The sequence below is a fragment of the Sulfuricaulis limicola genome, from assembly GCF_002355735.1.
Classification (GTDB): Bacteria; Pseudomonadota; Gammaproteobacteria; order Acidiferrobacterales; family Sulfurifustaceae; genus Sulfuricaulis; species Sulfuricaulis limicola.
This window is the reverse complement of record NZ_AP014879.1, coordinates 333,527-359,336: the sequence shown is the minus strand read 5'-3', so window position 1 is coordinate 359,336 and position 25,810 is coordinate 333,527. Positions and strand designations below refer to the sequence as shown.

The following is a 25,810-nucleotide window of genomic DNA, read 5'->3' as shown; positions in this document are numbered from 1 at the left end:
TCTCTGCGGTGAATCAGTATTTATATCCTTTGTGCAGGGCGACGATGCCGCCGGTCAAATTGAAATATTGCACACGCTCGAACCCCGCTCGCTCCATCATCCCCTTGAGCGTCTCCTGATCGGGATGCTTGCGGATCGACTCCGCGAGATAGCGGTAACTGCCCTCGTCCCGCGCCACCACGCGTCCCAGCCACGGCAGCACGTTGAACGAGTAGGCGTCATACAACTGGTTCAGTCCCGGCACCACGGGCCGCGAGAACTCCAGCACCAGCAGCGCCCCGCCCGGCTTCAGCACCCGGAACATGGACGCCAGGGCGCGGTCGATATGCGTCACGTTGCGCAGCCCGAAGGCGATGCTGACGCGGTCGAAATAATTTTCCGGAAACGGCAAGTTCTCGGCGTTGGCCTGCACGAAATCCACATTGCCCGCGAAGCCCTGATCCGCCAGGCGCCCGCGCCCGACTTCCAGCATGGAGCTGTTGATGTCGGCGATCACCACCTGACCGCGCCTGCCGACACGCAAGGCGAACTTCGCCGCCATGTCGCCGGTACCGCCGGCGACGTCGAGCACGCGGAAACCGCCGCGCACGCCGCTGGCCTCGGTCGCGAACTGCTTCCACAGGCGATGCGCGCCGAGCGACATCAGGTCGTTCATCAGGTCGTACTTGCCGGCGACCGAATGAAACACGCCGGCGACGAGGCCGTCTTTCTCGGATTCCGGCACTTCGCGGAAACCGAAGTGCGTTTTGCGTTCGTGTGAGCCGGGTTCCGGCATAAGCAATTACTCTGCGACTTTGGCGGGCTTGCGCTGGTGGCCGGCCTTGGCGAGCCGTTCCAGATACTGGTTCCAGAGCTTGTCCTGGTTCATGCCCAGCTGATGCAGCCAGTCCCAGGAATAGATCCCGGTGCTATGGCCGTCGTCGAAAAACAGGCAGATGGCGTAGGTGCCGACCGGCTCGATGTGGGTGATGTTCACGTTTTCCTTGCCGATCTGGAGCACCTCCTGTCCCGGCGCGTGGCCGCGGACCTCGGCCGAAGGCGAATACACCCTGAGATATTCGCAAGGCAGCTTGAAATGGCTGCCGTCGTCGAACGCCACTTCGAGAATGCGCGATTTCTGGTGCAGCTTGATGTCGGTCGGTCTGACGGTAATCTGGGTCATGCTGGTGCTGTCCGGGGAATAATGAGGGCGCTACTATACTGGCTCCGGGAGGGAATTCAGCCATGGTCTTCGAAAGGTCATATGGTAACCAAAATGTCATAATTATGGTATGAAATGGCGCCACCCCGAGGGACACAAGGCCCGGCAATTCCCCGCATGCGCGGTAAAATCCTCATAGTCGACGACGAACCTGCCATCCGGCAGATGGTGTGCCTGGCGCTGGCCCAGGCCAGCTACGACTGTCTCGAGGCCGGCGACACCGCCGAGGCCCGGACAAAAATCCTGGCCGACAAACCCGACCTGATCCTGCTCGACTGGATGCTGCCGAAGGTCAGCGGCATGGATTACGCCCGCCAGCTGCGGCGCGAAAAGCTGACCGAGGATATCCCGGTCATCATGCTGACCGCGCGCACCGAGGAGGAGGACAAGGTCAGGGGGCTCGACAGCGGCGTGGACGATTACATCACCAAGCCGTTTTCCACGCGCGAGCTGCTGGCCCGCATCCGGGCATTGCTGCGGCGCACCTCGCCGCACGCGGCGGAACTGGCCGTCGAGACCGGCGGGCTGTCGCTGGATCCGGTGACACACCGGGTCACGGCGGCGAATAAAGCCCTCAGCCTGGGTCCGACCGAATTCCGCCTGCTGCACTTCTTCATGACCCATCCCGAGCGTGTGCACAGCCGCGAGCGCCTGCTGAACGACGTGTGGGGCAACAACGTGTACGTCGAGGAACGCACGGTGGACGTGCATATAAGACGTCTGCGCAAAATACTGACTCCCACAGGCCACGACCGGCTGATCCAGACCGTACGCGGCACCGGTTATCGCTTCTCGGCGCAGGACTGATACGTGCCGCAAACCATCTGGCGTGAAATCTGGATTCTGGTTGGCATCGCCATCACCAGCCTCGTGCTCGGTCTCATCACCGGCCGCCTTTTCCTCATCGCCGCCATCGGTTTCGGTCTCTACATCTTTTTCACGCTGCGCCATTTGCAGCGGCTGCGGCACTGGCTGCGTAACCGCCAGCAGGCTGAAATTCCCGATGCCGGGGGTCTGTGGGGCGACGTGTTCGACGAAATCCGCCAGCTCATGAAGCAGACGGAAAACCGCGAGGACCGGCTGAACGACATGCTGACCCGGTTCCAGAGCGCCGCCGCGGCCATGCCGGATGCGATGGTCATCCTGTCGCAGGAAAGCGATATCGAATGGGCCAACCCCTCCGCCGGACGCCTGTTCGGCATCCGCTACCCGCGCGATGCCGGCACGCGCCTGTTCAACCTGCTGCGCGATCCCGATTTCGTTCAATACCTGCAACACGGCGACTATTCCGAACTGCTGGAGATCGACTCTCCGGAAAACAGTGAAATCAAGCTCTCGATCCAGGTCACCCCGTTCGGCAGCCTGCAAAAGCTCGTGATCGGACGCGACGTCACACGCCTCGCGCGCCTCGAACAGATGCGCCGCCATTTCGTCGCCAACGTCTCGCACGAATTGCGCACGCCGCTCACCGTGCTCGGCGGTTTCGTCGAGACCCTGGGCCATATGGACCAGATACGCATGGAGGATCTGAAAAAATACCTTGCGACCATGCAGGAACAGGCCGTACGCATGCAGCGGCTGGTGGACGATCTGCTCATGCTGTCGAAACTGGAGACCGCGGCGCCGCGCACCCACGACGAAACCGTGGACGTAACGGCGCTGCTGGCCGGGCTCAAGGAACAGGCGGAGCTGCTGAGCGGCGAGCAGCATCATGTCATCACCGTCGAGACTGACAAATCGCTGCGACTGCTTGGAAGCCGCGAGGAGCTGCTCAGCGCGTTTTCCAACCTGGTCAATAACGCCGTGCGCTACACCCCGGCCGGCGGCCGCATCGCGCTCGCCTGGAAGGCGGCGCCGGACGGGAGCGCCTGTTTCAGCGTCAGCGACACCGGCGAAGGCATTGCGCTCGAGCACGTCCCGCATCTCACGGAGCGCTTCTACCGCGTGGACACGGCGCGCTCGCGCGCTTCGGGCGGCACCGGCCTCGGCCTGTCCATCGTCAAGCACGTGTTGTTGCGTCACGATGCCCGTCTCGATATCGAGAGCGAACCCGGGGTCGGCAGCACCTTCACCTGCGTCTTTCCCACCGCCCGCGCACGGCGCGTCGACCACCCCGTTTCCGGCATCGCCTGATTCGCTGTCACCAATCTGTCGTGTTTGCATAACGCGCGCGTCACAACGCGTCGCTAGGCTCCTGCGCGGAATCGTTCAACCCGTCAAGGAGTCACATCATGAAACATGTACCGCTGTTGAAACCCTGCATGTTTGCCGTAGCCATGGCCACGGCATTCGCCCCGTTCGCGGCCCAGGCCGACGATGACGCCGATTTCGGCCTCAAGGTCGAGCAACTTCTCAAGGCACAGTCCGAAAAGCTGTTCGGGGTGGAAAAGCCGCTCGAAGCCTCGGCCCCGCCCACGGTCGGACCGTACCGCACACCGCTTCAGCCACCCTACGACCAGGCACTGGTCGCCCATGGCCTGAAAGTGGAATACCTGACGCGCGAGGCCGCCAATGCCACCGACATGATGGCGTTTTATCCGGCGCAAAATCCGACCCATCTCATCAGCTGCATCGAAGGCGGACGCCAGTTCCTGATCGATGGCGGTATGCCAAACGTGTACGACGCCGGCGACAAGCTCAACCCGTCGGTACAGCGTATTAATCTCGATAACGGCGCGGTCGAGACCATCCTGCGCGGGATGACCAGTTGCGACGGCATCCGCGCCACGGCCTGGGGCACGATCCTCGCCACCGAGGAAACCTCGAGCGGCGGCGCCTACGAGATATTCAACCCGCTCGGCGTGACCGAGCAGACCGTGATCGACCGCGCCAGCGGCACGGTGACCGACCCGGCCAACATCGCCAAGCGCACGGCGCTGCCGACGATGGCCTGGGAAGGCCTCGCGGTGCTGCCGACCGGCGTGGTGATCGCCGGCGACGAGCTGCGTCCGGGCACGGGTGGCGCCGACCGCGATGGCGGCGCAATTTTCAAGTTCGTGCCGGCCATGCCGCGCCTGGTATCGGGACCCCTCGCCAACCTCTCCGAATCGCCTCTCGCGGCCGGATCGGTGTATGCCATGCAGGTCTCCTGCGTGAACAACAACCAGCAATACGGTCAGGGTTGCGAAATCGGCAACGCCGCGTGGGTAGCGGTCAACGCCGCCACCGCGCGCAGTGATGCTGATTCTGCCGGCGCCACCGGTTACTACCGGCCAGAGGACCTGCACCAGGATCCGGCGTACCAGGACGAGCTCAACCTGGAAGCAGTACGCTTCTGCTGGACCAACACCGGCAACGAGGAAGGCGCGAATTACGCCGAAGTCGTTTGCGGCGTGGACCGCGCTCCGCTCACCGCCAGCAATACCCAGCGCACGGTGGCGGTGAACCGCTTTGTCGAAGGCGATACCGATTTCAACTCCTTCGACAATCTCGAGTTCCAGCCCAAAACCGGCAACGTCTACGTGATCGAGGATCACGACAACGGCGACATTTTCGCCTGCCTGCCGGACGGCATGGACCGCGACATCAAGACTGACGGCTGCGTGAAAATACTGTCGGTGAAGGACAGCTCGGCCGAACCGACCGGCTTTCTGTTCGACGCCTCCGGCACGACCGCGTATGTCTCGATCCAGCACAGCAACGACGCCAACATGCCGGCGGCTGACGGCTATCCGACCGACGATGTGCTGAAGATCACCGGCTTCAAGCTCCGCGGCAAGAAGGATGCCTGGCAGTGGTGGTAAGCAGCAGATAGCAAGAAGCGCGCCGGGAGCCGCGCCTGCATGGATGTATAACCGGCAATCTCCTCCCCGGAGCTCCTGACTGACAAGGCCGCATACGCGGCCTTTTCTTTTTTTGGCCGGCTTTCCGCTTTTCAAACCAAAAATTCATCAACATTTCATCCAGTCTTCATAAGCCATGACTAATATTCCATCCATGCACAACTTGGCGCAAAAATTCACGAGACCCGAACTCAACTCTCTGTCAGAACCGGACAGCCGTGGTGACAAGGAAACATCCACCATGCCAACAGAGCGCGTGTCGACAGCCGACGATGGCGATCGTTGGCTTCAGCTTGCCGACCGGTTTTACCTCGTGCTGGTGCGCTCGCTTACGGGACTCGCGATTATCGCGCTGTGCGCCTGGATGGGCGCGGGCGTGATTGCGCTCGTCCTCGACCTGCGCCAGGTGCTGGCGAGCGGCTGGGCCAGCGTCGCCGAGCGCGCCATCATCGATACGCTGATCATGCTGGCGCTGCTCGAAGTCATACGCACCCTGCAGTCCTACCTCAAGCTCGGGCGCGTGCGCGTCACCTTCATCCTCGACACCGCGCTGGTGGTGCTGATCGGTGAGCTCATGGGCCTGTGGTTCCGCGAGTACGCGCCCGAGAAGGTGCTGCTCGGGCTCGGTGTCATCCTGGTACTGGTCGGACTGCGCATCGTGACGACGCGCTTCTCGCCCGAAACCACTGGCGACGCACGTTAGCCATTCTCGCTGTTTCAGCCGGGATTCGTTGGCCCGGCGCCATGAGCAGCCGCGCAATGACGGTTTCCCCCCGATATATCCGGTAAATCAGGCGTTTTATATATATGCTTGAACATATATATGTTCGGGCATATATTTAGGTTGATGGTTACCGTCGAAAACTTCTTCCCGCTCCTGGCCGACCCGACGCGTTTGCGTTGCCTGCTGCTGCTGGCCACGGAAGGCGAGTTGTGTGTCTGCGAACTGACCCATGCACTCAAGGAATCCCAGCCCAAGGTCTCGCGTCATCTGGCCACGCTGCGCGAGGCCGGGATCGTCAGCGACCGGCGCGAGGGACTGTGGATCCACTATCGTCTCAATCCTGATTTACCGGCCTGGTCACGCGAAATTCTGACCACCGCGAGCCAGGCCAATGCCGCGGCCAAACCCTTGGCGCAGGACCGCAAGCGCCTGCGCGGCGCGCCGACCCGGCCGCCGGTGCGCTGCTGCGCCTGACGACCGTCGTCAACCGATGTAACAAGGATTTCGCCGGATGAATCATGTTCGAAGCCCTCGCCAACTGGATCGTCTACGACCTCGCCGGCATGCGGGACACGGCTCTCGGCGCGGCGCTGCATTTCTTCGTCATGGATGTAACCAAGATCCTGGTGCTGCTGACGCTGGTGATTTACGTCATGGGCCTGCTGCGCGCCATGCTGGCACCGGAACGGGTGCGCGAGTTCATCCGCTCGCGCTCGAACGTCTCGGCGCGTTTCATGGCGGTCGGGCTCGGGGCGGTGACGCCGTTCTGCTCCTGCTCGTCGATTCCGCTGTTCATCGGTTTCGTCGAGGCCGGCATCCCTCTGGGCGTAACGCTGTCGTTCCTGATCGCGAGCCCGATGATCAACGAGGTCGCGATCGTGGTGCTGGCATCGGTGATTGGCTGGCAGACGACCGCGATCTATGTCGCCACCGGCCTGACCGTGGCCTTCGTCGGCGGCTTCGTGATCGAGCGCTTTCGCCCCGAACGCTGGGTCGAAGAATACGTCTGGAAAATCCACGTGGGCGAGGCGCAACGCGCAGCACCTGACGTCTCGCTCAAGGGCCGGCATGAATACGCCTTGGCGCAGGTGCGCGAGATCGTCGGCCGCATCTGGAAGTTTGTCCTGATCGGCGTCGGCGTCGGTGCCCTGATTCACGGTTACGTGCCGCAGGATTTCGTGGCGCGTATCGCCGGCGATGGCGGATTCCTCTCGGTCGTCGGCGCCGTGGCGGTCGGGGTGCCACTCTATTCCGACGCTGTCGGCATCATCCCGATCGCCGAAGTGCTGCTGCAAAAGGGTGTACCGCTCGGCACCGTGCTGGCCTTCATGATGGCGGTAACGGCGCTGTCGCTGCCGGAAATGGTGATCCTGCGCAAGGTCGCGAAGTGGCCGTTGCTCGGGGTGTTCACCGGCTACTTGGCCACGGCCTTCGTGATCGTGGGCCTGCTGTTCAACCAGTTGGGGGTAACGTCATGAACAAGCTGACTGCCGTTGGGTGCGGCCTCGCCATGGTCGCGTTGTGGATGTTGCCGGTCCGGGCACAGGGCACGGATCCGGCGCCGGCAACCGCCGCCGAGCCGCGCGAGCTGATCTACTGCGCCGACCTGATGACCCCGGTGGAACGCGAGGCCTACCGCGCGCGCATGCGCGCGACGCGCACGCCGCAGGAACGGGCCGCGGTGCGGCAGGCGCACCGGAACGAAATGCAGGCTCGGGCGCGCGCGCTCGGAATCGATGCGTTGCAATGCGAACCACAACGCCAGCGTCAGCGGTTGCGCGGGGGAGCTGCGCCATGAGCACTTTGGCACGACATACAGCAGCGGCGCTGCTCGTGCTCGGCTTGGCGGCGACCGGCTGCTCCGCCACCGGAGCCGGTGACCCGGCGCGCGGCGAGCAGCTGCACGCAGTGTGCCTGCCCTGCCACGGCACCAGTCTGTACACCTCGCCGCAGCGCAAGATCAAGTCACTGTCGGCGTTGCGCCAGGAGGTGGCGCGCTGGGGCGATTACTACAACCCGACCTTGTCGGAACAGGATGTCGACGATGTCACCGCCTATCTCAACACGCATTTTTACAAATTCTGAACGCCGGAATATTCAGGCACGGCCAGGAGGCACGACATGAAACACATCAAGGTACTCGGCACCGGCTGCGCCAACTGCAAGGCCACCGTGAAACTCATCGAGGACGCGGCGCGCGCCAGGGGCGTCGCGGTCGATCTGGAAAAGGTCGAGAACATCGCCGACATCATGGCCTATGGCGTCATGTCCACGCCCGGCGTGGTGATCGACGGCAAGGTGGTGCACGCCGGCGGCGTGCCGGACATGAAAAAGGTGGAGAACTGGCTGTGAACCGGGACGCCATGTCTGGCGTCACTCCGGGTTCGCGTCATGCATCAACCAGGATGAGGAGTGCGGTCATGGCAAAGAGTACGTTCGGGATCCTGTTGCTCGGTTTGCTGTTCGCCGCGCCGGGGTTTGCCCGCGATATCGAGACCGTGCTCATCGTTTCGATCGATGCCCTGCATCCCGACGCGCTAAGCAAAAAGACCTCGCCGACGCTGCACGCCCTGATGCGGCCGGGGCGTTACACCCTGGAAGGAAAGAGCGTCGACCCGCCGAAGACCCTGATCGCGCACACAGCGATGCTGACGGGACTCACGCCGGAGGAAAACGGCAAAACCGACAATAACTGGAAGCCGGGGATGCCGACGGTGGCGAAACCGACGTTGTTTGACGACGCCAAGCGGCGCGGATTCCGCACGGCCTTCTATTACGCCAAGCCGAAACTCGGCTATCTGGTCAGCAAGGCGGTGGACAAGCATGCGCTGGCGCGGGACGACGGCGTCGACCAGACCCTTGCCTTCTTCGCAAAGGACGGCAGGCGTTTTGTTTTCCTGCACGTGAGCGGGCTCGAAAACGCGGGCACGGACTACGGCTGGCTCTCGCCGGAATATCTCGACGAGCTTTCTTACATCGACATGGCGCTGGCGCCGCTGTTCGAGGCCGTCAGCAAACGCGGCGCGCACCTGATCGTGGTAACGAGCGATCACGCCGGGCATGGGCGGCTGCACGGCACCCGTGATCCCGAGGACTACAAGCTTCCGCTGATCCTGGCCGGTGGGCAGGAGTTTACCCCGCTGCCGCCCGGAACCTATCTCATCACTGGGCTGAGAAGCACGGTGCAGCAAATTCTTGCGGCCGACGAAGCGCCGGCCGTAGCGGCAAAGATGCGCCACGGGGTCCTTGTCCGTTAGGGCACGGCCGACAAACCTGGACGAAACACGAGGCACATCATCATGCTTGAATACGGTGTCAACGCTGAACGACTGGACGCGCACGGGAGCCTCGCCTCCTGCAAGGAAGCGGAGCTGTTGCTCGATACCGACGTCGACGGGCGCATGGATGCCTTCAACCCGGCCGAGCTGCTGCTGGCCGCGCTCGCCGGGTGCATGATCAAGGGCATCGAGCGGGTCACACCGATGCTGCATTTCAAGCTCCGTGGCGTCGAGATTACGTTGCGCGGCGTGCGCCAGGACTCCCCGCCCAAAATGGCCAGCGTCGAGTACACGCTGACCGTGGATACCGACGAGAACGACCGGCGCCTGGAGTTGCTGCACCAGAACGTAATGAAGTACGGCACGGTGTACAACACGCTGGCGGCCGGCACCACCATCACCGGCACTATCCGGCGCGCCGCCGGGAAAAAGTCATGAACGATATATCGAAAACATCTCCGGCCACGATAATGAACGGCGATACCGCGCCCGACCTGGCCGCGCAACTCAACCGCGATTGCCTGTGCCGCACGCTCGACACCCCGCGCCTGGCGCAGGCGCTGGGTCTGGCGCCGGACGCGGCGGCGCTGGCGCAACCGCCCTGGAGCGAACGTCCGCACGCTTTTTCAGCCACGCCGGTGTTCGTGTCGGCCGCCCAGGCGCGCGCCATGGACGCGACCATCCAGGCCATCGAATCCGTCGTGCGCCTGCCCGGGTACCAGGAGCAAATACTCGCGCGCACTCCGGGCATCGCGCGCCTCGACCCCGGCCCGCGCGGCGTGTTCCTGGGTTACGATTTCCATCTCGATCCCGGAGGGCCGCGGCTGATCGAGATCAACACCAATGCCGGCGGGGCGCTGCTGGTGGCGGCGCTGACGCGGGCGCAGCATGCCTGCTGTACCGAGGCCGAACCGTTCGTGGCATCGTCCGGAAATACCGGACAGATCGAGAACAATATCGTTGAAATGTTCCGGGCCGAGTGGCGCCGCAGCCGCGGCGATCAGCCGCTCGTGCGCATCGCCATCGTGGACGACGCGCCCGCGGAACAATATCTGTATCCGGAGTTCCTGCTGTTCCGCGCCTTGTTCGAGCGCAACAACCTCGAAGCTGTAATTGCAGATGCGCGCGAGCTGGTCTGGCGCGACAGCGCGCTGTGGCACGGCGCGCAACACATCGACCTGGTCTATAACCGCCTGACGGATTTTTATCTCGCGGCACCGGAGCACGCCGCCCTGCGTGCGGCCTATGAAGCCGGCGCGGTGGTGCTCACGCCGCACCCACGCGCGCACGCGCTGTATGCCGACAAGCGCAACCTGGTGTCGCTTTCGGACCCGGATTTCCTGCGCGCCCTCGATCTGCCAGCGACAACGATCGAAACGTTGATGCGCGGCGTGCCCCGGACCGTGGCTGTGGACGCCGCACACGCCGAGGCGTTATGGGCCGAACGTCGGCGTTATTTCTTCAAGCCGGCGGCGGGTTACGGCAGCAAGGCCGCCTACCGCGGCGACAAACTCACCAAGCGCGTGTGGTCGGAGATTCTCGGCGCGGATTACGTGGCCCAGGAAACCGTGCCGCCGAGCGAACGCGCCTTGCAGGTGAATGGCGACACCCAGGATCTCAAGCTCGACATCCGCGCCTATGTCTACGACGGCGCGATCCAGGCGCTGGCCGCGCGCCTGTACCAGGGCCAGACCACGAACTTCCGTACCCCCGGCGGCGGCTTCGCACCGGTCGTGGTGGTGCCGGAGAACCTGACTACCCTCGCGGCCTGGATGCAGGCGACGAGGAACTGTCCGGAGGGCGCGTGAAAACAACATTCCGAACAAATGTATTTCTGATCGTCGCGCTGCTGTGCCTGCTGGCGCCGGCCGGCGTCCGGGCGGCGGATTTCCTGGTAAACGCCGAATGGCTGGAACAGCACATTCAGGATCCGAAACTCGTGGTGCTGGAGGTGCGTTACCACCCGCATCGTTACTCCACGGTCGGGCACATTCCGGGCGCGGTGCAGGTGCAGCGCTTCAAGGATCTGGGCGACAACTTCGGACATCCGACCATGCGCTTTCCCGTGCGCGAGGCGTTCCAGGCGACGCTGCGCGCCTGGGGCGTCAACAACGACTCGACCCTCGTGATCTACGACGACTCGATGACGGCGCTCGCCTCGCGACTCTATTATCTGCTCGAGCTGTATGGCTTCGACATGCGGCGCGTGAAAATCCTCAACGGCGGCGCCCTCGGCTGGACCGCGTTCAACAAGCTGTCGAAAGAGCCGGCTAAGCGCCCGCGCGGCAACGTCACGCTCAAGCCGGCCAATCGCAAAATGGCGGTCGAGTGGACCGGCGTCTACAGCGACGTGGTGGCGCGGCGCGATCCCGGCATCGTGCTGCTCGACGCGCGCCCGCGCGACATGTACAGCGGCAAGCTGGTGCAGCACTCGATCCAGGGTGGACACATTCCCGGAGCAATCAATATCGTGAGTCTAGAAGGCGTGGATGGCCAGAACCAGGCCTGGAAAGCAGCGGACGAACTGGCGGCGCTCTACCGCGATGTGCCGAAAGACAAAACCGTCTACGCCTACTGCCACGACGGCTTCCGTTCCACCCTCGCCTGGCTGCAACTAAAGACCCTCGGCTATCGTGACGTGCGCGTGTACAACGGCGGCTGGGACGACTGGGGCAATAATCTGTCGCTGCCGGTGGTCGTGGGCGACAAACCCTACGATGGAGATTTCGATCTGTGAAGCCAGGAGACAAGATCACATGAAAAGAATCATCAGCACCATGGCGCTCGCTGCCCTGTTCTTCGGGCCCACCGCTTTGGCCGTGCCGGACGCGCGCGTGGCGATCGAACTGCCGCCGCCGATGCGCGCGCACATGCTGGCGAACATGCGCGACCATCTCGCGGCGCTGCACGAGATCCAGGCCGCGCTGGCGCGCGACGAGGCCGGGCGCGCGGCCCAGATCGCCGAGCAACGTATCGGCATGAGTTCGCTCGAGTCGCACGGCGCCGGGCACATGGCCCCTTACATGCCGAAGCCGATGCAGGACATCGGGACCAATATGCACCGCGCCGCGAGCCGCTTCGCGCGCGTGGCCGAAGAAGCGGGCGTACGCCGCGATTTGCGCCCGGCGTTGCAGGCGCTGTCGGAAGTGACGCAGCAATGCGTCGCCTGCCATGCCGGCTACCGGCTGAAATGACATCACTAAACGAGGAACGCATGCACCAACGCAAGACAAAAATCCTGTTTCTCTGCACCGGCAATTCCTGCCGCTCGCAGATGGCCGAGGGCTGGGCCAATCATCTGGGCCGGGACCGGGTCGAGGCCATGTCCGCCGGCATCGAGGCGCATGGCAAGAACCCGCGCGCCATCGCGGTCATGCGCGAGGCCGGCGTGGACATCTCGCACCAGGAATCCACGCGCGTGACACCGGAGATGCTGGCGTCGGCCGATCTGGTCGTGACCGTCTGCGGTCATGCCGACGAACATTGCCCCGTTTTGCCGCCCGGCGTGCAGAAAAAACACTGGCCGCTGGAAGACCCGGCGAAAGCGACCGGCACCGAAGACGAGATCATGAAAAAGTTCCGCGCCACACGCGATGAGGTCAAAGGCCGGGTCGAGAATCTGATCGGCGGGCTGAAGCCATGAGCGCGCAATGCGAAGTCACCGGCAAGCGTGCCGCGGGCAATCCCATGGGCGCGTTCGAGCGCTACCTGACGCTGTGGGTGTTCGCCTGCATCGCCGCGGGCGTGGCTCTCGGGCATCTGTTCCCGGGGCCGTTCCAGGCGATCGGCAAAATGGAACTGGCGCGCGTGAACCTGCCGGTGGCGCTGCTGATCTGGCTGATGATCATCCCGATGCTGCTCAAGGTGGACTTCGGCGCACTGCGCGAGGTGCGCCGTCACTGGAAGGGCGTGGGCGTGACGCTGTTCATCAACTGGGGCGTCAAGCCGTTCTCGATGGCGCTGCTCGCCTGGGTGTTCATCCGCCACGCCTTCGCCGGCTGGCTGCCGGCCGAGCAGCTCGATTCCTATGTCGCCGGCCTGATCCTGCTGGCGGCCGCGCCCTGCACCGCCATGGTGTTCGTGTGGAGCCGATTGTCCCGCGGCGAGCCGAATTTCACGCTCACGCAGGTGGCGCTGAATGACACGATCATGATTTTCGGCTTCGCGCCGATCGTGGGCCTGCTGCTGGGGCTGTCGGCGATCACGGTGCCATGGGACACCCTGCTGCTGTCGGTCGTACTATATATAGTCATCCCGGTGGTGGCGGCGCAGGCTTGGCGTACGCAACTGCTCCGGCGCGGCGGGGCCGCGGCCCTGGAACGCATGCTCGCGCGCCTGCACGCGCCGTCGCTGGCGGCGCTGCTGGCGACGCTGGTGCTGCTGTTCGGCTTCCAGGGCGAGCAAATCCTGGCCCAGCCGCTGGTCATCGCCCTGCTGGCGGTGCCGATCCTGATCCAGGTGTATTTCAACTCCGGGCTGGCCTACCTGCTCAACCGCCGCTTCCGTGTGGCGCATTGCGTGGCCGGTCCCTCGGCGCTGATCGGGGCCAGCAACTTCTTCGAACTCGCCGTGGCCGCCGCCATCAGTCTGTTCGGCTTCCAGTCCGGCGCGGCGCTGGCGACAGTGGTGGGAGTGCTGATCGAAGTGCCAGTCATGCTCTCCGTCGTCAAAATCGTCAACGCCAGCCGCGGCTGGTACGAAGCCAGGCCGGGTATTCCCGGTTACGCTGAATGCTGCCCGGCCATCCACATCGCCCGATAACCACTCCCCTGATCACGATCAGGCCGGCGTCGACATGGTTGATAAAGATCAATACTCACGGTTTTTCCAAAACTAAACGTGCTTTGTCACAAGCAGGATTGACGCAGATCAATATTCCGTCACGCGAACGAATCTAGATTATTCATCGTCATGTGCCATCAAAAGGAGGTTCATCGTGACTGAACATAAACCGCGGGAGTTTTTCCCGCCATTGGCCGCCGGCGTGGGGCTGGGTCTGACACTGATGGGGATGTTTCTGATCTCCGGGCACGGCCTCGGCGCGAGCGGCTTCTTCACCAATGTGCTGGCCTGGCTGGGAACTCTGGCGGCGCCCGACTGGACCGAGATGAATTCCTATCTCGGCAACTACCTGGGTGCGACGCATCCGCTGAACTCCTGGCTCAGCTGGGAACTCGCCGGCGCGGCCATTGGCGGCCTGGCGGGCAGCCTCATTGCGGGGCGCTTTCGCTTCAAGATCGAACGCGGACCGCACACAAGCGCGGGCGCGCGCATGGGGTTTGCCGTGGGCGGCGGCATACTTAGCGGCTTCGGCGCATCGCTCGCGGGTGGTTGCACCAGCAGCCTGGGCCTGTCGGGCGGCGCGGTGCTGGCGGTAGCGTCCTTCGTCTTTCTGATCGCATTTTTCGCCGCCGGACTGCTGGTAGCGGCCGTGGCAGGGAGGATCTGGCAATGAACTTTCCATTCGAAAATCCGGGCATCCCGCTTCTTGTGCTGGCCGGCGTCCTGTTCGGCTATTTCATCGAGTCCGCGGGGCTCAGCAGCCCGCGCAAGCTGACCGCCCAGTTCGCGCTGCGCGACTGGACCGTGTTCCGGGTCATGTTCACCGCCATCGTCGTGGCGGCGATCGGCTTGTGGCTGTTCGACGTAGCCGGGTGGCTGCGCTTCGACGCCCTGAAAATCCCCACCATGTTCTTCTGGGCCATGGCGCTGGGTGGCGCGCTGCTGGGCGCGGGCATGGCCATCGGCGGATACTGCCCCGGCACTTCCGTGGTCGGCCTGTTCGCCGGCCGTCTCGACGCCCTGTTCTTCATGCTCGGCATGATGATAGGCATGACGGTGTTCAGCTTGTCGTACGACTCGCTGCAGACGGTATATCAGGCGGGCAAGGGGCCGGCGGGCCAGACCCTCTCCGGGCTGACCGGTCTGCCGACCTGGCTGTGGCTGCTGCTGCTGGCCGGCATGGCGGCGGGCGGTTTCCTTATCGGCAACTGGTTTGAATCCCGGCGCGGCGGGAAGATCAGCGCCAAGGAACTGGCTTCCGGCAGTTAACACCCGATCCGCCATTTCGCCTGCGTCATTGCCGGTTCGTTGAAAAACGAACCGGCAATGACGCAGGGATGTGTCGCCCCGCAAACCAGGCACTTCGTCACCACCGCGTCATCCAGCTGCTGACAGCCTAGCAACGGCCGGCCCTCAAGACAGGCGAAACCCCGGATTTCAAGCAGTTCGTGGCGGGCGATCGCTGTCATATCTCCGTCACATTCGCCGGGCATGATGCGCCCCGCATTCAGCGACTATCGACATTATGGAGACATGACAAAAATGCGTATCTTTCCCAAACGATTTAAAGCCACAGTGACTGCCGCGGCGATGGCGCTCGGCATGACCGCCGGTTTCACGCAGGCGGCCGAAACCATCAACGGCGCGGGCGCGACCTTCCCTTACCCGATCTATGCCAAATGGGCCGAGGCCTACAAGGCCAAGACCGGCATCAGCATGAATTACCAGTCCATCGGCTCGGGCGGCGGCATCAAGCAGATCACCGCCAGGACCGTGGACTTCGGCGCCTCGGATGCGCCGCTCACAGTGGAAAAACTCAACGAGATCGGATTGACGCAGTTCCCCATGGTCATGGGCGGCGTGGTGCCGGTGGTGAACCTGGAAGGCGTGAAGCCGGGCGAACTGAAACTTACCGGCGCGGTGCTCGCCGATATTTACCTCGGCAAGATCACCAGTTGGGATGACGCCGCGCTCCAGAAGCTCAATCCGGGCGTGAAACTGCCGAACAGCAAAATCACCGTCGTGTCGCGCGCTGACGGTTCCGGCACTACTTTCATCTTCACGCACTATATGTCCAAGGTCAGCACCGGATTCAAGGAAAAAATCGGCAACAACACCTCGGTCGCCTGGCCCACCGGCGTGAGTGGCAAAGGCAACGAGGGTGTGGCCTCGTACGTGCAGCGCCTGAAGGGCGCGATCGGCTACGTCGAGTATGCCTACGCGCTGCAGAACAGGATGACGTTTGCCCAGCTGCAGAACAAGGCCGGCCAGTTCGTGAAGCCGGACAGCGAAACGTTCCAGGCCGCGGCCGCGGGCGCCGACTGGAAAGGCACGCCGGGCTTCAATCTGATGCTGACCGATCAGCCGGGCGCGAAGAGCTGGCCGATCACGGGTGCGACGTTCATCCTGGTGTACAAAAAACAGGAAAAAAACGAAACCGCCCAGCAGGTGCTGAAGTTTTTCAACTGGGCCTATCACCACGGCGACAAGCTCGCCGAGCAACTGGATTACGTGCCCATGCCGGCCAGCGTCGTCAAACTGGTCGAGGAAACGTGGAAAAACGAGATCAAGGATGCGAGCGGAAAAGCTGTCTGGACCGACAGCATGGTCCAGAAGTAGAATTTGCCTCACTTGAAATAGGCCGTGTGCAGCGGGGTCCGTCAGGACCCCGCTTTCTCTTTTCATAATAATGAACATCGTCCATTCGCACATTTCCGACACCATCAGCGGGCGGCAACGCCTGATGGACCGTTTCTTCCAGGCCCTGACCACCGGCTCGGCCTGGCTGGTGCTGGTGATTCTCGGCGGGATCATCGTGTCCCTGTTCACCGGCGGCTGGCAGGCCCTGGTCGCGTTCGGCCCGAAGTTCCTCGTGACCGACGAATGGAATCCGGTGACCGAACAATTTGGCGCGCTCGTGCCCATCTACGGGACACTGGTCAGCTCCCTGATTGCGCTGCTTATCGCCGTGCCGATGAGCTTCGGCATCGCGGTATTTCTCACCGAGGTCGCGCCGGGATGGATGCGTCGCCCGATCGGCACCGCGGTCGAACTGCTCGCGGCCATTCCCAGCATCATCTATGGCATGTGGGGGCTGTTCGTGTTCGCGCCCGTCATGTCGCAGCATGTCCAGCCCTGGCTGCAGGCGCGATTCGGCGACACCGCGCTCATCGGCGCCCTGTTCCAGGGCGCACCGCTCGGCATCGGCATGCTGCCCGCCGGCATCATTCTCGGCATCATGATCATTCCCTTTATCACCGCGCTCATGCGCGACGTGTTTCTTACCACACCCAAGTTTCTCAAGGAGTCGGCCTACGGCGTCGGCGCCACGCACTGGGAAGTCGTGTGGAACGTGGTGCTGCCGTACACGCGCGTCGGCGCCGTCGGCGGCATTTTCCTTGGCCTCGGACGCGCCCTCGGCGAAACCATGGCCGTGACCTTCGTCATCGGCAACACCCACCGGCTGAGCGCCTCGCTGTTCGAGCCGGGAAATTCCATCGCCTCGACGCTGGCGAACGAATTCAACGAAGCCGTGGGCGACATGCATACTTCCGCGTTGATCGCGCTCGGACTGGTACTGTTCATGATCACCTTCGTCGTGCTGGCGCTGGCCAAGCTGTTGCTGCTCGGGCTGGAGTCGCGCGACAGCGCCAAAAGCTGATCCATGGACCTGCGCTACTTTCGGCGACGCACCGTCAATATCGTGAACCTCACGGGTTCACTGCTCGCCACCATCTTCGGCCTGTTCTGGCTGTTCTGGATACTCTGGACCACCCTGAGCTATGGCGTGGCGGCCTTCGACTGGAATCTGTTTCATCTGAACACGCCGGCGCCCGGCGCCACCGGCGGGCTGGCCAATGCCATCGTCGGCAGCCTGATCATGGTGGGGCTGGCGACCGTGATCGGCACGCCTGTCGGCATTCTCGCCGGCACCTATCTCGCGGAATACGGCGGCCGCACCTGGGTGGCCGCGACCATCCGTTTCATCAACGACATCCTGCTGTCCGCGCCGTCGATCATTATCGGTCTTTTTGTTTACGAGATGGTCGTGATCCGGATGGGACATTTCTCCGCGCTCGCCGGCGCGGTCGCACTCGCCATCATCATGCTGCCAGTCGTGATCCGCACCACCGAGGAGATGCTGCGGCTGGTGCCGAACCCGCTGCGCGAGGCGGCGCTGGCGCTGGGCGCGCCGCGCTGGAAAATGATCTCGCTCGTGGCCTACCGCGCGGCGCTTTCCGGCATCCTCACCGGCGTGCTGCTGGCGGTCGCGCGCATTGCCGGCGAAACCGCGCCGCTGCTGTTTACCGCGCTCAGCAACCAGTTCTGGAGCACCGACCTGACGCAGCCCATGGCCAACCTGCCGGTGGTGATCTTCCAGTTTGCCATGAGCCCGTATCCGGAATGGCACACGCTGGCTTGGGCCGGTTCGCTCCTGATCACCCTGAGCGTGCTGGCGCTGAGCATCCTGGCGCGGACCCTGTTGCGCAACGCGCGACTGGAACACTGATGGCGAACGACATCAACAGCAAGATTCAGGTGCGCGACCTGAATTTCTTTTACGGCAAATACCAGGCGCTCAAGAACATCAGCCTGGATATCGCCACCAACATGGTCACCGCCTTCATCGGGCCTTCCGGCTGCGGCAAGTCCACGCTGCTGCGCACTTTCAACCGCATGTACGAGCTCTATCCGGGCCAGCGCGCCACCGGCGACATCCTGCTGGACGGCAAAAACGTCCTGGCGCCGGGAACGGACCTGTTCCGGCTGCGGGCGCGGGTCGGCATGGTGTTCCAGAAACCGACACCGTTTCCCATGTCCATCTACGAGAACATCGCCTTCGGCGTGCGCCTGTATGAAAAGCTGTCGCGTTCGGAGATGGACGATCGCGTGGAATGGGCGATAACACAGGCGGCGCTGTGGGGCGAGGTCAAGGACAAGCTGCGCCAGAGCGGCATGAGCCTCTCCGGCGGCCAGCAGCAGCGGCTGTGCATCGCGCGCGCCATCGCCGTGAAACCGGAAGTGATGCTGCTCGACGAACCTGCCTCGGCGCTCGACCCGATCTCGACGCTGAAGATCGAGGAACTGATCTACGAACTCAAAAAGAACTATACTATCGTCATCGTTACGCACAACATGCAACAGGCGGCGCGCGTATCCGATTTCACCGCCTTCATGTATCTGGGAGAGGCGGTGGAATTCGGCGACACCAACACCATCTTCACCAATCCGTCGAAGAAGCAGACGGAAGATTACATCACCGGTCGTTATGGTTGACGCCGACCGGAGGAGCCAACCAATGGAGCAAATGCATACCCATATTTCCCGCCAATTCAGCGCCGAACTGGAGGATATCCGTTCGCGCGTGCTGCAAATGGGCGGACTCGTGGAACAGCAGATCGAACAGGCCATCGAGGCGCTGATCAAGGGCGACACAGCGCTGGGTGAAAAGGTCATCATGCACGACACCCAGGTCAACAAGATGGAAGTCACCATCGACGAGGAATGCAACCATATCATTGCCCGGCGTCAGCCGGCGGCCAGTGATCTGCGACTCGTGGTGGCAGTCATCAAGACCATCACCGACCTCGAGCGTATCGGCGACGAGGCCGAGAAAATCGCGCGCATGGCCGTCCGGCTCGCGGCCGAGGAACGCCCCAAAAACAATTACGCCGAGATCCAGGCGCTCGGCGGATATGTGCGGCACATGCTGCACGACGCGCTCGACGCGTTCGCGCGCCTCGATATCGAGGCGGCGGTGCGGGTGGCGCGCGAGGACATCAAGATCGACCAGAAATACGACGGCGCCATGCGCCAGCTCATCACCTACATGATGGAAGACCCGCGCACGATTACGCGCGTGCTCAACGTCATCTGGGCGGCGCGCGCGCTCGAGCGCATCGGCGACCATTCCTGCAACATCTGCGAATACATCATTTACCTGGTGAAGGGCAAGGACGTGCGCCACACCAGCCTCGAACAGATCGAGAAGGAAATCCTCGGACACGGGCGATAACCGCCCCCCCCTGGAATCATTCCAAGATTTGTTTTTGCGTCATGCCCGGCATTGCCAGACGCCATTGCCGGCAGCGTAACAAATGCAGGCTGACTTTGGCCGGAAATCGCTTATCATTCGCCTGCCATAAATCACGATAATTTTTCCCGGCGTTGGCACTTCGCGCCACCTGCTTCGGACAACAGCCATGGCCAACTTCCTGAGTTTCCTGATACCGCAGGACAAGAAATTCTTTCGGCTCTTTGAAAAGGCCTCGGCCAATCTGTTGGCCACGTCCCGGGCACTGGTCGAGATGGTCAATACCGCCTCGGCCGACAAGCGCAAGGAACTCATCCGGGAAATCGAGCACCTGGAGCACATCGGCGACAACCTGACCCATGAAACGCTCAACGAACTCAGCACCAATTTCATCACCCCGTTCGACCGCGAAGACATCCATGCCATGGTGGCCTCGCTCGACGACGTGGTGGATTTCATCCACGGCGCGGCGAAACGCATCGATCTCTACAAGCTCACCGAGATTCCTCCGTCCATGTGCAAGCTGGCCGATCTGGTCCTGCAGGGCGCGCAGGAACTGCACGCCGCCGTCTCGAACCTGAAGGACATCAAGAAGCCGGAACTCATCCGCGAAGCCTGCGTGAAAATCAACAGCATCGAGAACCATGCCGACGATATCTTCGACATGGCCATCGCCCAGCTGTTCGACGAGGAGAAGGATGCGATCATGCTCATCAAGACCAAGGAGGTCCTGTCCGCCCTCGAAACCGCCACCGACAAATGCGAGGACGCGGCCAATGCCATTTCCAGCATGATCGTCAAATACTCCTGAGCCGGGAGTGTCCGCATGACCCTGCTCATTGTCGTGGTTGCGCTCGCCCTGCTGTTCGACTACATCAATGGCTTTCATGACGCGGCGAACTCGATTTCCTGCGTGGTGTCCACCAAGGCCCTGACCCCGATTCAAGCCGTGTGCTGGGCCGCGTTCTTCAATGGCGTGGTGCTGTTTCTCGCCCAGCACAGCCTGCTGGGTTTCGAATTCCACGTGGCCGACACCGTGGCGAAGATCGTGAAAACCGAGGCCATCACCCTCACGGTGATCCTGGCCGGGCTGCTGGCCTCCATTGCCTGGAACCTCTTCACCTGGTGGTACGGCATCCCGAGCAGTTCCTCGCACACCCTGCTCGGCGGATTCGCCGGCGCCGCCATCGCCAAGGCCGGGTTCGCGGTGCTGGCCGACATGGGGAAAATCTATCTCACGCTCGGTTTTATTTTCATGGCGCCGTTGCTCGGCATGCTGTTGGCCATGATGATCTCCATCGTCATCGCCAATCTGTTCCGCCGGGCCAATCCCTCGCAAGCCGACCGCTGGTTCAGGCGCACGCAGCTCGTGTCCTCGGCGGCGTTCAGCCTCGGGCATGGCAGCAACGACGCCCAGAAAGTGATGGGCATTATTTCCGCCGCGTTGCTGGTATACGCACACCAGCAAAGCGCCGGCGCCGTACTGCCCGACTGGGCCGTGGTCGATACCGTCATCCGCGGAGGGAAACAGCACATAGCCCATATCCCCCTGTGGGTTCAGTATTCCTGTTTTGCCGCCATCGCGCTCGGCACGCTTTCCGGTGGATGGCGCATCATCCGTACCATGGGCACGCGCATCACCAAGCTGCGGCCCGTCGAAGGCGTCGCGGCCGACTCCGCCGGGGCCATCACCCTCTACCTCACCCAGTTCTTCGGCATTCCCGTCAGCACCACCCACACCATCACCGGTTCGATCGTGGGGGTGGGCGCCGTCAAGCGCGTGTCGGCGGTTCGCTGGGGCATCACCCGCCGCCTGCTGCTGGCCTGGATACTCACCATTCCCGTTACGGGACTGCTCGCCGCCATCATGTTCCATGCCTTGAAATCCGCGCTGGGCTGACAACACCGGTGCCGCGGCTTGATATTCCCGGATATGCCCTTATTCATGTTCAAAGACGCCGCGTCTGGCGGTAAAGTTTTTCTTTAACCCGAAATCAGGGCGTCCGCGTGATGCCCGCTGGAGATAATGTGGCTACCATCGAAGTAACGCAGGAAAATTTCAATCAGGTCGTAAACGGCAACAGCATGGTGATCGTGGATTTCTGGGCGCCCTGGTGCGGGCCCTGCCGCTCGTTCGCGCCCGCGTACGAGGCAGCCTCGGAAAAACACCCGGATGTCGTGTTCGCCAAGGTCAACACCGAGGAACAGCAGGCGCTGGCCGGTTATTTCCAGATCCGCTCGATCCCGACCCTGATGATTTTCCGCGAGAAGATCATCATCTTCGCCCAACCCGGCGCGCTCCCGGCCGCGGCCCTCGAGCAGGTCATCGAGAAAGCCAAGGCGCTGGACATGAATGAAGTCCGCCGCGAGATTGAAAAGGAGCAGGCCAGCGCCGCGAACAAAGGCTGACGCGCACTCTCTTGGAAATCGCTTTTTCCCGTCACTTCCTCCACCGGCATGCCCGGGGGTTATACTGAGGATGAAGGGACTGCCATGACCACCGGCGATTCGCTGCAACGCTTCATCTTCGAGAACGCCCCGATCCGCGGCGAGATCGTGCATCTCGACGCCACCTGGCAGGCGGTGCTCGAACGGCGCGACTACCCGCCGCGCGTGCGCGACATTCTCGGTGAACTGATGGCCGCGGCGGCACTGCTCACTTCCACGCTCAAGTTCGACGGCCGGCTGATCATGCAGGTGCAGGGCAACGGGCCGGTCAATTTGCTGGTGGTCGAGTGCACCAGCGACCGCACCATGCGCGCCATCGCGCAGTGGAACGGCGCCGTGCCGGATGCGCCGCTTTCCGAACTGGTCGGCGACGGTCGTCTCGCCGTGACCATCGACCCGCAGAAAGGCAGGGAACGCTACCAGGCCATCGTGAATCTCGAAGGGCTGACCGTGGCCGAGGCGTTTGAAAATTATTTCGCGCGCTCGGAGCAGCTGGCCACGCGCCTGTGGCTCGCCTCCGATCCCAACCAGGCAGCCGGGATGCTGCTGCAACGGCTGCCCGGGGACCCGCAGCTGGACGACGACGCCTGGAATCGCGCCGTGCATCTGGGCTCGACCATCACGCGCGAGGAACTGCTGGCGCTGCCGGTGCCCGAGATCATCCGCCGCCTGTACCATGAAGAGGACATCCGCCTGTTCTCGCGCGCGCCGGTGAGCTTCCGCTGCTCCTGCTCGCGCGACCGGGTCGAGTCGGTGCTGCGCATGCTCGGGCACGGCGAAATCCACTCGATCCTGGCGGAACAGGGGGCGGTCCGGGTGGACTGCGAGTTCTGCGGCAGCCGCTACGAATTCGACCGGATCGACGCGGAACAGCTGTTTGCCAGCCTGCACAGCACCCCGGCCACTCCGACGCGCCACTAGCCTGCCCCGGTAGGCTTTTCCCCCGGTAAACGTGTATAATGCGCGGCCTTTTGGCTGTGACCCCCACGTAAACGGTAAATCCAATGATTCAGAAATTGCGCAACATCGCCATCATCGCCCACGTCGACCACGGCAAGACCACGCTCGTCGACAAGCTCCTGCAACAGTCCGGCACCTTCGCCGCGCACCAGCAAATGGGCACGCGCGTCATGGACTCGAACGACCTCGAACGCGAGCGCGGCATCACCATTCTGGCCAAGAACACCGCGATCCGCTGGAACGATTACCGCATCAACATCGTGGACACCCCGGGTCATGCCGACTTCGGCGGCGAGGTCGAGCGCGTGCTGTCGATGGTTGACTCGGTGCTGCTGCTGGTGGACGCCGTGGACGGACCGATGCCACAGACGCGTTTCGTCACGCGCAAGGCCTTCGCGCAGGGGCTGAAGCCCATCGTCGTCATCAACAAGATCGACCGCCCCGGCGCGCGCCCGGACTGGGTGCTGAACCAGACCTTCGACCTGTTCGACAAGCTCGGTGCGACCGACGAACAGCTCGACTTTCCGGTGGTGTACGCCTCGGCGCTGAACGGCTACGCCGGGCTCACGCCAGACATACGCGAAGGCGACATGACGCCGCTGTTCGAGACCATCGTCAAGCACGTGGCGCCGCCCAAGGTCAACCCCGAAGGCCCGTTCCAGATGCAGGTGTCGAGCATCGCCTACTCGAGCTACGTCGGCGCCATCGCCATCGGCCGCATCACCCGCGGCAAGGTGAAGTCCAACCAGCCGGTCACGGTCATCGACCACGATGGCAAGACCCGCAACGGCAAGATTCTGCAGGTGCTCGGCTTCATGGGGCTGGAGCGCACCGAAGTGCCCGAGGCCGAGGCCGGCGACATCATCGCCATCACCGGCATCGAGGGCCCGCGCATCTCCGACACCCTGTGCGATCCGAATACCGTCGAGGCCATGCCGCCGCTGTCGGTGGACGAACCGACCGTGACCATGACCTTCGAGGTCAACAATTCCCCGTTCGCCGGCCAGGACGGCAAATACGTCACCAGCCGCCAGATCCGCGAGCGGCTCGAACGCGAGCTGATCCATAACGTCGCGCTGCGCGTGGAAGACACCGGCAGCCCCGACAAATTCCGCGTCTCCGGGCGCGGCGAGCTGCACCTCGGCATCCTGCTCGAGAACATGCGGCGCGAAGGCTACGAGCTGGGCGTGTCGCGCCCGCAGGTCATCACCAAGCAGGTGAACGGCGAGACCCACGAGCCGTACGAGCAGCTGACCGTGGACATCGAAACCCAGCATCAGGGCGCGGTCATGGAGCAACTCGGCCAGCGCAAGGGCGACCTGCTCAACATGGAACCGGACGGCAAGGGCCGCGTGCGCCTCGAGTACATGATTCCCGCGCGCGGGCTGATCGGCTTTCAGACCGACTTCCTCACCGCCACCGCCGGCAGCGGCCTGATCTATCACGTGTTTGATCACTACGGTCCGGAGAAGAAAGGCCTGGTCGGCGGCCGCATCAACGGCGTGCTGATCTCAAACGGCAACGGCATGAGCGTCGCCTACGCCCTGTTCAATCTGCAGGAGCGCGGGCGCATGTTCATCGGCCCGGGCGAGGACATGTACGAGGGCATGATCATCGGCATCCACACGCGCGACAACGATCTCGTGGTCAACGCCATGAAGGGCAAGCAGCTCACCAACATGCGCGCCTCGGGCTCGGACGAGAACGTCATCCTGGTGCCGCCGATCGAACTCACGCTCGAACGCGCCATCGAGTTCATCGATGACGACGAACTGGTGGAGATAACGCCCAACCACTTGCGTCTGCGAAAGCGCTTCCTGAAGGAAACCGACCGCAAGCGCGCCGATCGCGCCGCAGCCGGTTGATTCCACTGGCGTAACGACACCCGTCGCGGCAGTTTCCCGGAAAATCTGATACTAAAAGTACGGCATCTCGTTGGGATGCCGGCGTGCTTCGGCTATGCTTTGTCCGTAGCCACAGATGTAAAGTGGTCTCTGTCTGACACCAGTCCGCCATGGCGGGAGGAGGTTGCGATGAGAAGACGGCTTTATTTTCTGCTCCCCGACGTCAAGACCGCGAAAGCGGTATTCAACAAGCTGCTGCTGGCCCGCATCGAACAAGAGCATGTGTTTTTTCTGGCCCGGGAAGGCGTGTCGCTGAACGACCTGCCCGAAGCCACCATGCTCCAGAAAAGCGATGAGCTCCACGGCCTCGCCCTGGGCCTGGTCGTGGGCGGCGCCACCGGAGCCGTCGCCGGCGTCGTCGCCATGATGTTTCCGCCCTCCGGCCTGGCGATGGGACTCGGCGTGATCCTGGCCATGAGCCTGATCGGCGCCATCGTCGGCGTGTGGGCCTCCGGCATGATTGCGGCGGATGTTCCCAACACCCGCCTGCGGAAATTCTCCCGCGACATCGAACAGGGAAAAATCCTGCTGATGGTCGACGTGCCCAAGGACCAGATCGGGGAAATCAGCGACATGATACGCGAGCAGTATCCGGATGCCGCCGCGCGCGGACGCGACCCGACCATCCCGGCATTCCCTTAAAAAATCCTCCGTTCTTGACCGGACAGAAAACCCCGCCTGGCGGGGTTTTCTGTTT

General features: G+C 63.0%; 32 protein-coding genes. 29 read left to right on the top strand and 3 right to left on the bottom strand.

All coding sequences use genetic code 11. From position 1 onward, the window contains the following. Window positions 1–13 precede the first annotated feature (13 nt). Together ubiE and SCL_RS01765 are read right to left on the bottom strand one after the other, a co-directional pair. Window positions 14–775 (bottom strand): bifunctional demethylmenaquinone methyltransferase/2-methoxy-6-polyprenyl-1,4-benzoquinol methylase UbiE, encoded by a 762-nt coding sequence (gene ubiE, locus SCL_RS01770; RefSeq protein ID WP_096359418.1) that lies wholly within the window; start codon window positions 773–775, stop codon window positions 14–16. Between the two features lie 6 nt (window positions 776–781). Then, window positions 782–1,162, bottom strand: a complete 381-nt coding sequence (locus SCL_RS01765; protein WP_096359416.1) for a gamma-butyrobetaine hydroxylase family protein — start codon at window positions 1,160–1,162, stop codon at window positions 782–784. A 156-nt stretch (window positions 1,163–1,318) separates the two neighbouring features. Here SCL_RS01765 and phoB point away from each other — a divergent pair, with 156 nt between their 5' ends. From phoB to SCL_RS01675, 18 genes are all read left to right on the top strand, one after another. Beyond that, on the top strand, window positions 1,319–2,008 hold the full coding sequence (gene phoB, locus SCL_RS01760) for a phosphate regulon transcriptional regulator PhoB (RefSeq protein ID WP_096359414.1): 690 nt from the start codon (window positions 1,319–1,321) through the stop codon (window positions 2,006–2,008). A 3-nt stretch (window positions 2,009–2,011) separates the two neighbouring features. After that, the gene (phoR, locus tag SCL_RS01755) at window positions 2,012–3,334 is read left to right on the top strand and encodes a phosphate regulon sensor histidine kinase PhoR (protein ID WP_096359412.1); all 1,323 of its coding nucleotides are present in this window, start codon (window positions 2,012–2,014) and stop codon (window positions 3,332–3,334) included. 98 nt (window positions 3,335–3,432) lie between these two features. Further along, window positions 3,433–4,944 (top strand): alkaline phosphatase PhoX, encoded by a 1,512-nt coding sequence (locus SCL_RS01750; protein ID WP_096359410.1) that lies wholly within the window; start codon window positions 3,433–3,435, stop codon window positions 4,942–4,944. A gap of 280 nt (window positions 4,945–5,224) precedes the next feature. Beyond that, window positions 5,225–5,686: a phosphate-starvation-inducible PsiE family protein gene (locus tag SCL_RS01745; RefSeq protein ID WP_172425876.1), complete on the top strand. Its 462-nt coding sequence runs from the start codon at window positions 5,225–5,227 to the stop codon at window positions 5,684–5,686. Between the two features lie 141 nt (window positions 5,687–5,827). Next, a complete protein-coding gene (locus SCL_RS01740; protein ID WP_420823628.1) occupies window positions 5,828–6,181 on the top strand; it encodes a metalloregulator ArsR/SmtB family transcription factor in 354 nt (117 codons plus the stop codon). 44 nt (window positions 6,182–6,225) lie between these two features. Then, window positions 6,226–7,185: a permease gene (locus tag SCL_RS01735; protein WP_096359406.1), complete on the top strand. Its 960-nt coding sequence runs from the start codon at window positions 6,226–6,228 to the stop codon at window positions 7,183–7,185. Continuing rightward, a complete protein-coding gene (locus tag SCL_RS01730; protein ID WP_096359404.1) occupies window positions 7,182–7,505 on the top strand; it encodes a hypothetical protein in 324 nt (107 codons plus the stop codon). The genes SCL_RS01735 and SCL_RS01730 overlap by 4 nt, the downstream gene beginning before the upstream one ends. Beyond that, window positions 7,502–7,792, top strand: coding sequence for a c-type cytochrome (locus tag SCL_RS01725; protein ID WP_096359402.1), 291 nt, complete (start codon window positions 7,502–7,504; stop codon window positions 7,790–7,792). Before SCL_RS01730 ends, SCL_RS01725 begins: the two co-directional genes overlap by 4 nt. 36 nt (window positions 7,793–7,828) lie before the next feature. Continuing rightward, window positions 7,829–8,059, top strand: a complete 231-nt coding sequence (locus SCL_RS01720; protein ID WP_096359400.1) for a thioredoxin family protein — start codon at window positions 7,829–7,831, stop codon at window positions 8,057–8,059. Window positions 8,060–8,127: 68 nt separating this feature from the next. After that, window positions 8,128–8,964 (top strand): alkaline phosphatase family protein, encoded by an 837-nt coding sequence (locus SCL_RS01715; protein ID WP_172425875.1) that lies wholly within the window; start codon window positions 8,128–8,130, stop codon window positions 8,962–8,964. A 42-nt stretch (window positions 8,965–9,006) separates the two neighbouring features. Next, window positions 9,007–9,423, top strand: coding sequence for an OsmC family protein (locus SCL_RS01710; protein WP_096359396.1), 417 nt, complete (start codon window positions 9,007–9,009; stop codon window positions 9,421–9,423). Continuing rightward, window positions 9,420–10,793, top strand: coding sequence for a hypothetical protein (locus tag SCL_RS01705; RefSeq protein WP_197702673.1), 1,374 nt, complete (start codon window positions 9,420–9,422; stop codon window positions 10,791–10,793). Before SCL_RS01710 ends, SCL_RS01705 begins: the two co-directional genes overlap by 4 nt. Then, window positions 10,790–11,722, top strand: coding sequence for a sulfurtransferase (locus SCL_RS01700; protein WP_096359392.1), 933 nt, complete (start codon window positions 10,790–10,792; stop codon window positions 11,720–11,722). Before SCL_RS01705 ends, SCL_RS01700 begins: the two co-directional genes overlap by 4 nt. Window positions 11,723–11,741: 19 nt before the next feature. After that, window positions 11,742–12,179: a hypothetical protein gene (locus SCL_RS01695; protein ID WP_096359390.1), complete on the top strand. Its 438-nt coding sequence runs from the start codon at window positions 11,742–11,744 to the stop codon at window positions 12,177–12,179. A 20-nt stretch (window positions 12,180–12,199) separates the two neighbouring features. Next, entirely contained in the window at window positions 12,200–12,628 is a 429-nt protein-coding gene (gene arsC, locus SCL_RS01690; protein ID WP_096359388.1) for an arsenate reductase (thioredoxin), read from the top strand. Further along, window positions 12,625–13,746, top strand: a complete 1,122-nt coding sequence (arsB, locus tag SCL_RS01685) for an ACR3 family arsenite efflux transporter (RefSeq protein ID WP_096359386.1) — start codon at window positions 12,625–12,627, stop codon at window positions 13,744–13,746. The genes arsC and arsB overlap by 4 nt, the downstream gene beginning before the upstream one ends. A gap of 175 nt (window positions 13,747–13,921) precedes the next feature. Continuing rightward, on the top strand, window positions 13,922–14,440 hold the full coding sequence (locus tag SCL_RS01680; RefSeq protein WP_096359384.1) for a YeeE/YedE thiosulfate transporter family protein: 519 nt from the start codon (window positions 13,922–13,924) through the stop codon (window positions 14,438–14,440). Continuing rightward, window positions 14,437–15,036 (top strand): DUF6691 family protein, encoded by a 600-nt coding sequence (locus SCL_RS01675; RefSeq protein WP_096359382.1) that lies wholly within the window; start codon window positions 14,437–14,439, stop codon window positions 15,034–15,036. The genes SCL_RS01680 and SCL_RS01675 overlap by 4 nt, the downstream gene beginning before the upstream one ends. Here the strand turns inward: SCL_RS01675 and SCL_RS01670 are convergent. Further along, complete coding sequence (locus SCL_RS01670) at window positions 15,033–15,236, bottom strand: hypothetical protein (RefSeq protein ID WP_096359380.1); 204 nt, start codon at window positions 15,234–15,236, stop codon at window positions 15,033–15,035. The two genes, SCL_RS01675 and SCL_RS01670, sit on opposite strands and share 4 nt — an antisense overlap. Window positions 15,237–15,309: 73 nt before the next feature. On the opposite strand from SCL_RS01670, the gene pstS reads away from it, so the two are divergent. The 11 genes from pstS to SCL_RS01615 all read left to right on the top strand — a co-directional run bounded on the left by pstS (window position 15,310) and on the right by SCL_RS01615 (window position 25,755). Then, entirely contained in the window at window positions 15,310–16,386 is a 1,077-nt protein-coding gene (gene pstS, locus SCL_RS01665; protein WP_096361796.1) for a phosphate ABC transporter substrate-binding protein PstS, read from the top strand. 70 nt (window positions 16,387–16,456) lie between these two features. Then, on the top strand, window positions 16,457–17,428 hold the full coding sequence (pstC, locus tag SCL_RS01660) for a phosphate ABC transporter permease subunit PstC (protein ID WP_172425874.1): 972 nt from the start codon (window positions 16,457–16,459) through the stop codon (window positions 17,426–17,428). A gap of 3 nt (window positions 17,429–17,431) precedes the next feature. Continuing rightward, window positions 17,432–18,277: a phosphate ABC transporter permease PstA gene (gene pstA, locus SCL_RS01655; RefSeq protein ID WP_096359378.1), complete on the top strand. Its 846-nt coding sequence runs from the start codon at window positions 17,432–17,434 to the stop codon at window positions 18,275–18,277. Further along, window positions 18,277–19,044, top strand: a complete 768-nt coding sequence (gene pstB, locus SCL_RS01650; RefSeq protein WP_096359376.1) for a phosphate ABC transporter ATP-binding protein PstB — start codon at window positions 18,277–18,279, stop codon at window positions 19,042–19,044. The genes pstA and pstB overlap by 1 nt, the downstream gene beginning before the upstream one ends. 22 nt (window positions 19,045–19,066) lie before the next feature. After that, a complete protein-coding gene (phoU, locus tag SCL_RS01645; RefSeq protein ID WP_096359374.1) occupies window positions 19,067–19,783 on the top strand; it encodes a phosphate signaling complex protein PhoU in 717 nt (238 codons plus the stop codon). 187 nt (window positions 19,784–19,970) lie between these two features. After that, complete coding sequence (locus tag SCL_RS01640; protein WP_096359372.1) at window positions 19,971–20,612, top strand: DUF47 domain-containing protein; 642 nt, start codon at window positions 19,971–19,973, stop codon at window positions 20,610–20,612. A 15-nt stretch (window positions 20,613–20,627) separates the two neighbouring features. Continuing rightward, on the top strand, window positions 20,628–21,701 hold the full coding sequence (locus tag SCL_RS01635; protein ID WP_096359370.1) for an inorganic phosphate transporter: 1,074 nt from the start codon (window positions 20,628–20,630) through the stop codon (window positions 21,699–21,701). A gap of 128 nt (window positions 21,702–21,829) precedes the next feature. After that, the gene (trxA, locus tag SCL_RS01630) at window positions 21,830–22,210 is read left to right on the top strand and encodes a thioredoxin (protein ID WP_096359368.1); all 381 of its coding nucleotides are present in this window, start codon (window positions 21,830–21,832) and stop codon (window positions 22,208–22,210) included. A gap of 84 nt (window positions 22,211–22,294) precedes the next feature. Further along, window positions 22,295–23,170 carry an Hsp33 family molecular chaperone HslO gene (gene hslO / locus SCL_RS01625; RefSeq protein ID WP_096359366.1) on the top strand — a complete coding sequence of 292 codons (876 nt, stop codon included), beginning with the start codon at window positions 22,295–22,297 and terminating at the stop codon, window positions 23,168–23,170. 83 nt (window positions 23,171–23,253) lie between these two features. Further along, window positions 23,254–25,074 (top strand): translational GTPase TypA, encoded by a 1,821-nt coding sequence (typA, locus tag SCL_RS01620; protein WP_096359364.1) that lies wholly within the window; start codon window positions 23,254–23,256, stop codon window positions 25,072–25,074. A 168-nt stretch (window positions 25,075–25,242) separates the two neighbouring features. Next, complete coding sequence (locus SCL_RS01615) at window positions 25,243–25,755, top strand: DUF1269 domain-containing protein (RefSeq protein ID WP_096359362.1); 513 nt, start codon at window positions 25,243–25,245, stop codon at window positions 25,753–25,755. Window positions 25,756–25,810 lie beyond the last annotated feature (55 nt).

Coding starts and splice junctions, on each gene's coding strand:
- ubiE (WP_096359418.1), bottom strand. CDS start 775: ATGCCGGAACCCGGCTCACACGAACGCAAAACGCACTTCGGTTTCCGC.
- SCL_RS01765 (WP_096359416.1), bottom strand. CDS start 1,162: ATGACCCAGATTACCGTCAGACCGACCGACATCAAGCTGCACCAGAAA.
- phoB (WP_096359414.1), top strand. CDS start 1,319: ATGCGCGGTAAAATCCTCATAGTCGACGACGAACCTGCCATCCGGCAG.
- SCL_RS01750 (WP_096359410.1), top strand. CDS start 3,433: ATGAAACATGTACCGCTGTTGAAACCCTGCATGTTTGCCGTAGCCATG.
- SCL_RS01745 (WP_172425876.1), top strand. CDS start 5,225: ATGCCAACAGAGCGCGTGTCGACAGCCGACGATGGCGATCGTTGGCTT.
- SCL_RS01735 (WP_096359406.1), top strand. CDS start 6,226: ATGTTCGAAGCCCTCGCCAACTGGATCGTCTACGACCTCGCCGGCATG.
- SCL_RS01730 (WP_096359404.1), top strand. CDS start 7,182: ATGAACAAGCTGACTGCCGTTGGGTGCGGCCTCGCCATGGTCGCGTTG.
- SCL_RS01725 (WP_096359402.1), top strand. CDS start 7,502: ATGAGCACTTTGGCACGACATACAGCAGCGGCGCTGCTCGTGCTCGGC.
- SCL_RS01720 (WP_096359400.1), top strand. CDS start 7,829: ATGAAACACATCAAGGTACTCGGCACCGGCTGCGCCAACTGCAAGGCC.
- SCL_RS01715 (WP_172425875.1), top strand. CDS start 8,128: ATGGCAAAGAGTACGTTCGGGATCCTGTTGCTCGGTTTGCTGTTCGCC.
- SCL_RS01710 (WP_096359396.1), top strand. CDS start 9,007: ATGCTTGAATACGGTGTCAACGCTGAACGACTGGACGCGCACGGGAGC.
- SCL_RS01705 (WP_197702673.1), top strand. CDS start 9,420: ATGAACGATATATCGAAAACATCTCCGGCCACGATAATGAACGGCGAT.
- SCL_RS01695 (WP_096359390.1), top strand. CDS start 11,742: ATGAAAAGAATCATCAGCACCATGGCGCTCGCTGCCCTGTTCTTCGGG.
- arsC (WP_096359388.1), top strand. CDS start 12,200: ATGCACCAACGCAAGACAAAAATCCTGTTTCTCTGCACCGGCAATTCC.
- arsB (WP_096359386.1), top strand. CDS start 12,625: ATGAGCGCGCAATGCGAAGTCACCGGCAAGCGTGCCGCGGGCAATCCC.
- SCL_RS01675 (WP_096359382.1), top strand. CDS start 14,437: ATGAACTTTCCATTCGAAAATCCGGGCATCCCGCTTCTTGTGCTGGCC.
- SCL_RS01670 (WP_096359380.1), bottom strand. CDS start 15,236: ATGACAGCGATCGCCCGCCACGAACTGCTTGAAATCCGGGGTTTCGCC.
- pstS (WP_096361796.1), top strand. CDS start 15,310: ATGCGTATCTTTCCCAAACGATTTAAAGCCACAGTGACTGCCGCGGCG.
- pstC (WP_172425874.1), top strand. CDS start 16,457: ATGAACATCGTCCATTCGCACATTTCCGACACCATCAGCGGGCGGCAA.
- pstA (WP_096359378.1), top strand. CDS start 17,432: ATGGACCTGCGCTACTTTCGGCGACGCACCGTCAATATCGTGAACCTC.
- pstB (WP_096359376.1), top strand. CDS start 18,277: ATGGCGAACGACATCAACAGCAAGATTCAGGTGCGCGACCTGAATTTC.
- phoU (WP_096359374.1), top strand. CDS start 19,067: ATGGAGCAAATGCATACCCATATTTCCCGCCAATTCAGCGCCGAACTG.
- SCL_RS01640 (WP_096359372.1), top strand. CDS start 19,971: ATGGCCAACTTCCTGAGTTTCCTGATACCGCAGGACAAGAAATTCTTT.
- SCL_RS01635 (WP_096359370.1), top strand. CDS start 20,628: ATGACCCTGCTCATTGTCGTGGTTGCGCTCGCCCTGCTGTTCGACTAC.
- hslO (WP_096359366.1), top strand. CDS start 22,295: ATGACCACCGGCGATTCGCTGCAACGCTTCATCTTCGAGAACGCCCCG.
- typA (WP_096359364.1), top strand. CDS start 23,254: ATGATTCAGAAATTGCGCAACATCGCCATCATCGCCCACGTCGACCAC.
- SCL_RS01615 (WP_096359362.1), top strand. CDS start 25,243: ATGAGAAGACGGCTTTATTTTCTGCTCCCCGACGTCAAGACCGCGAAA.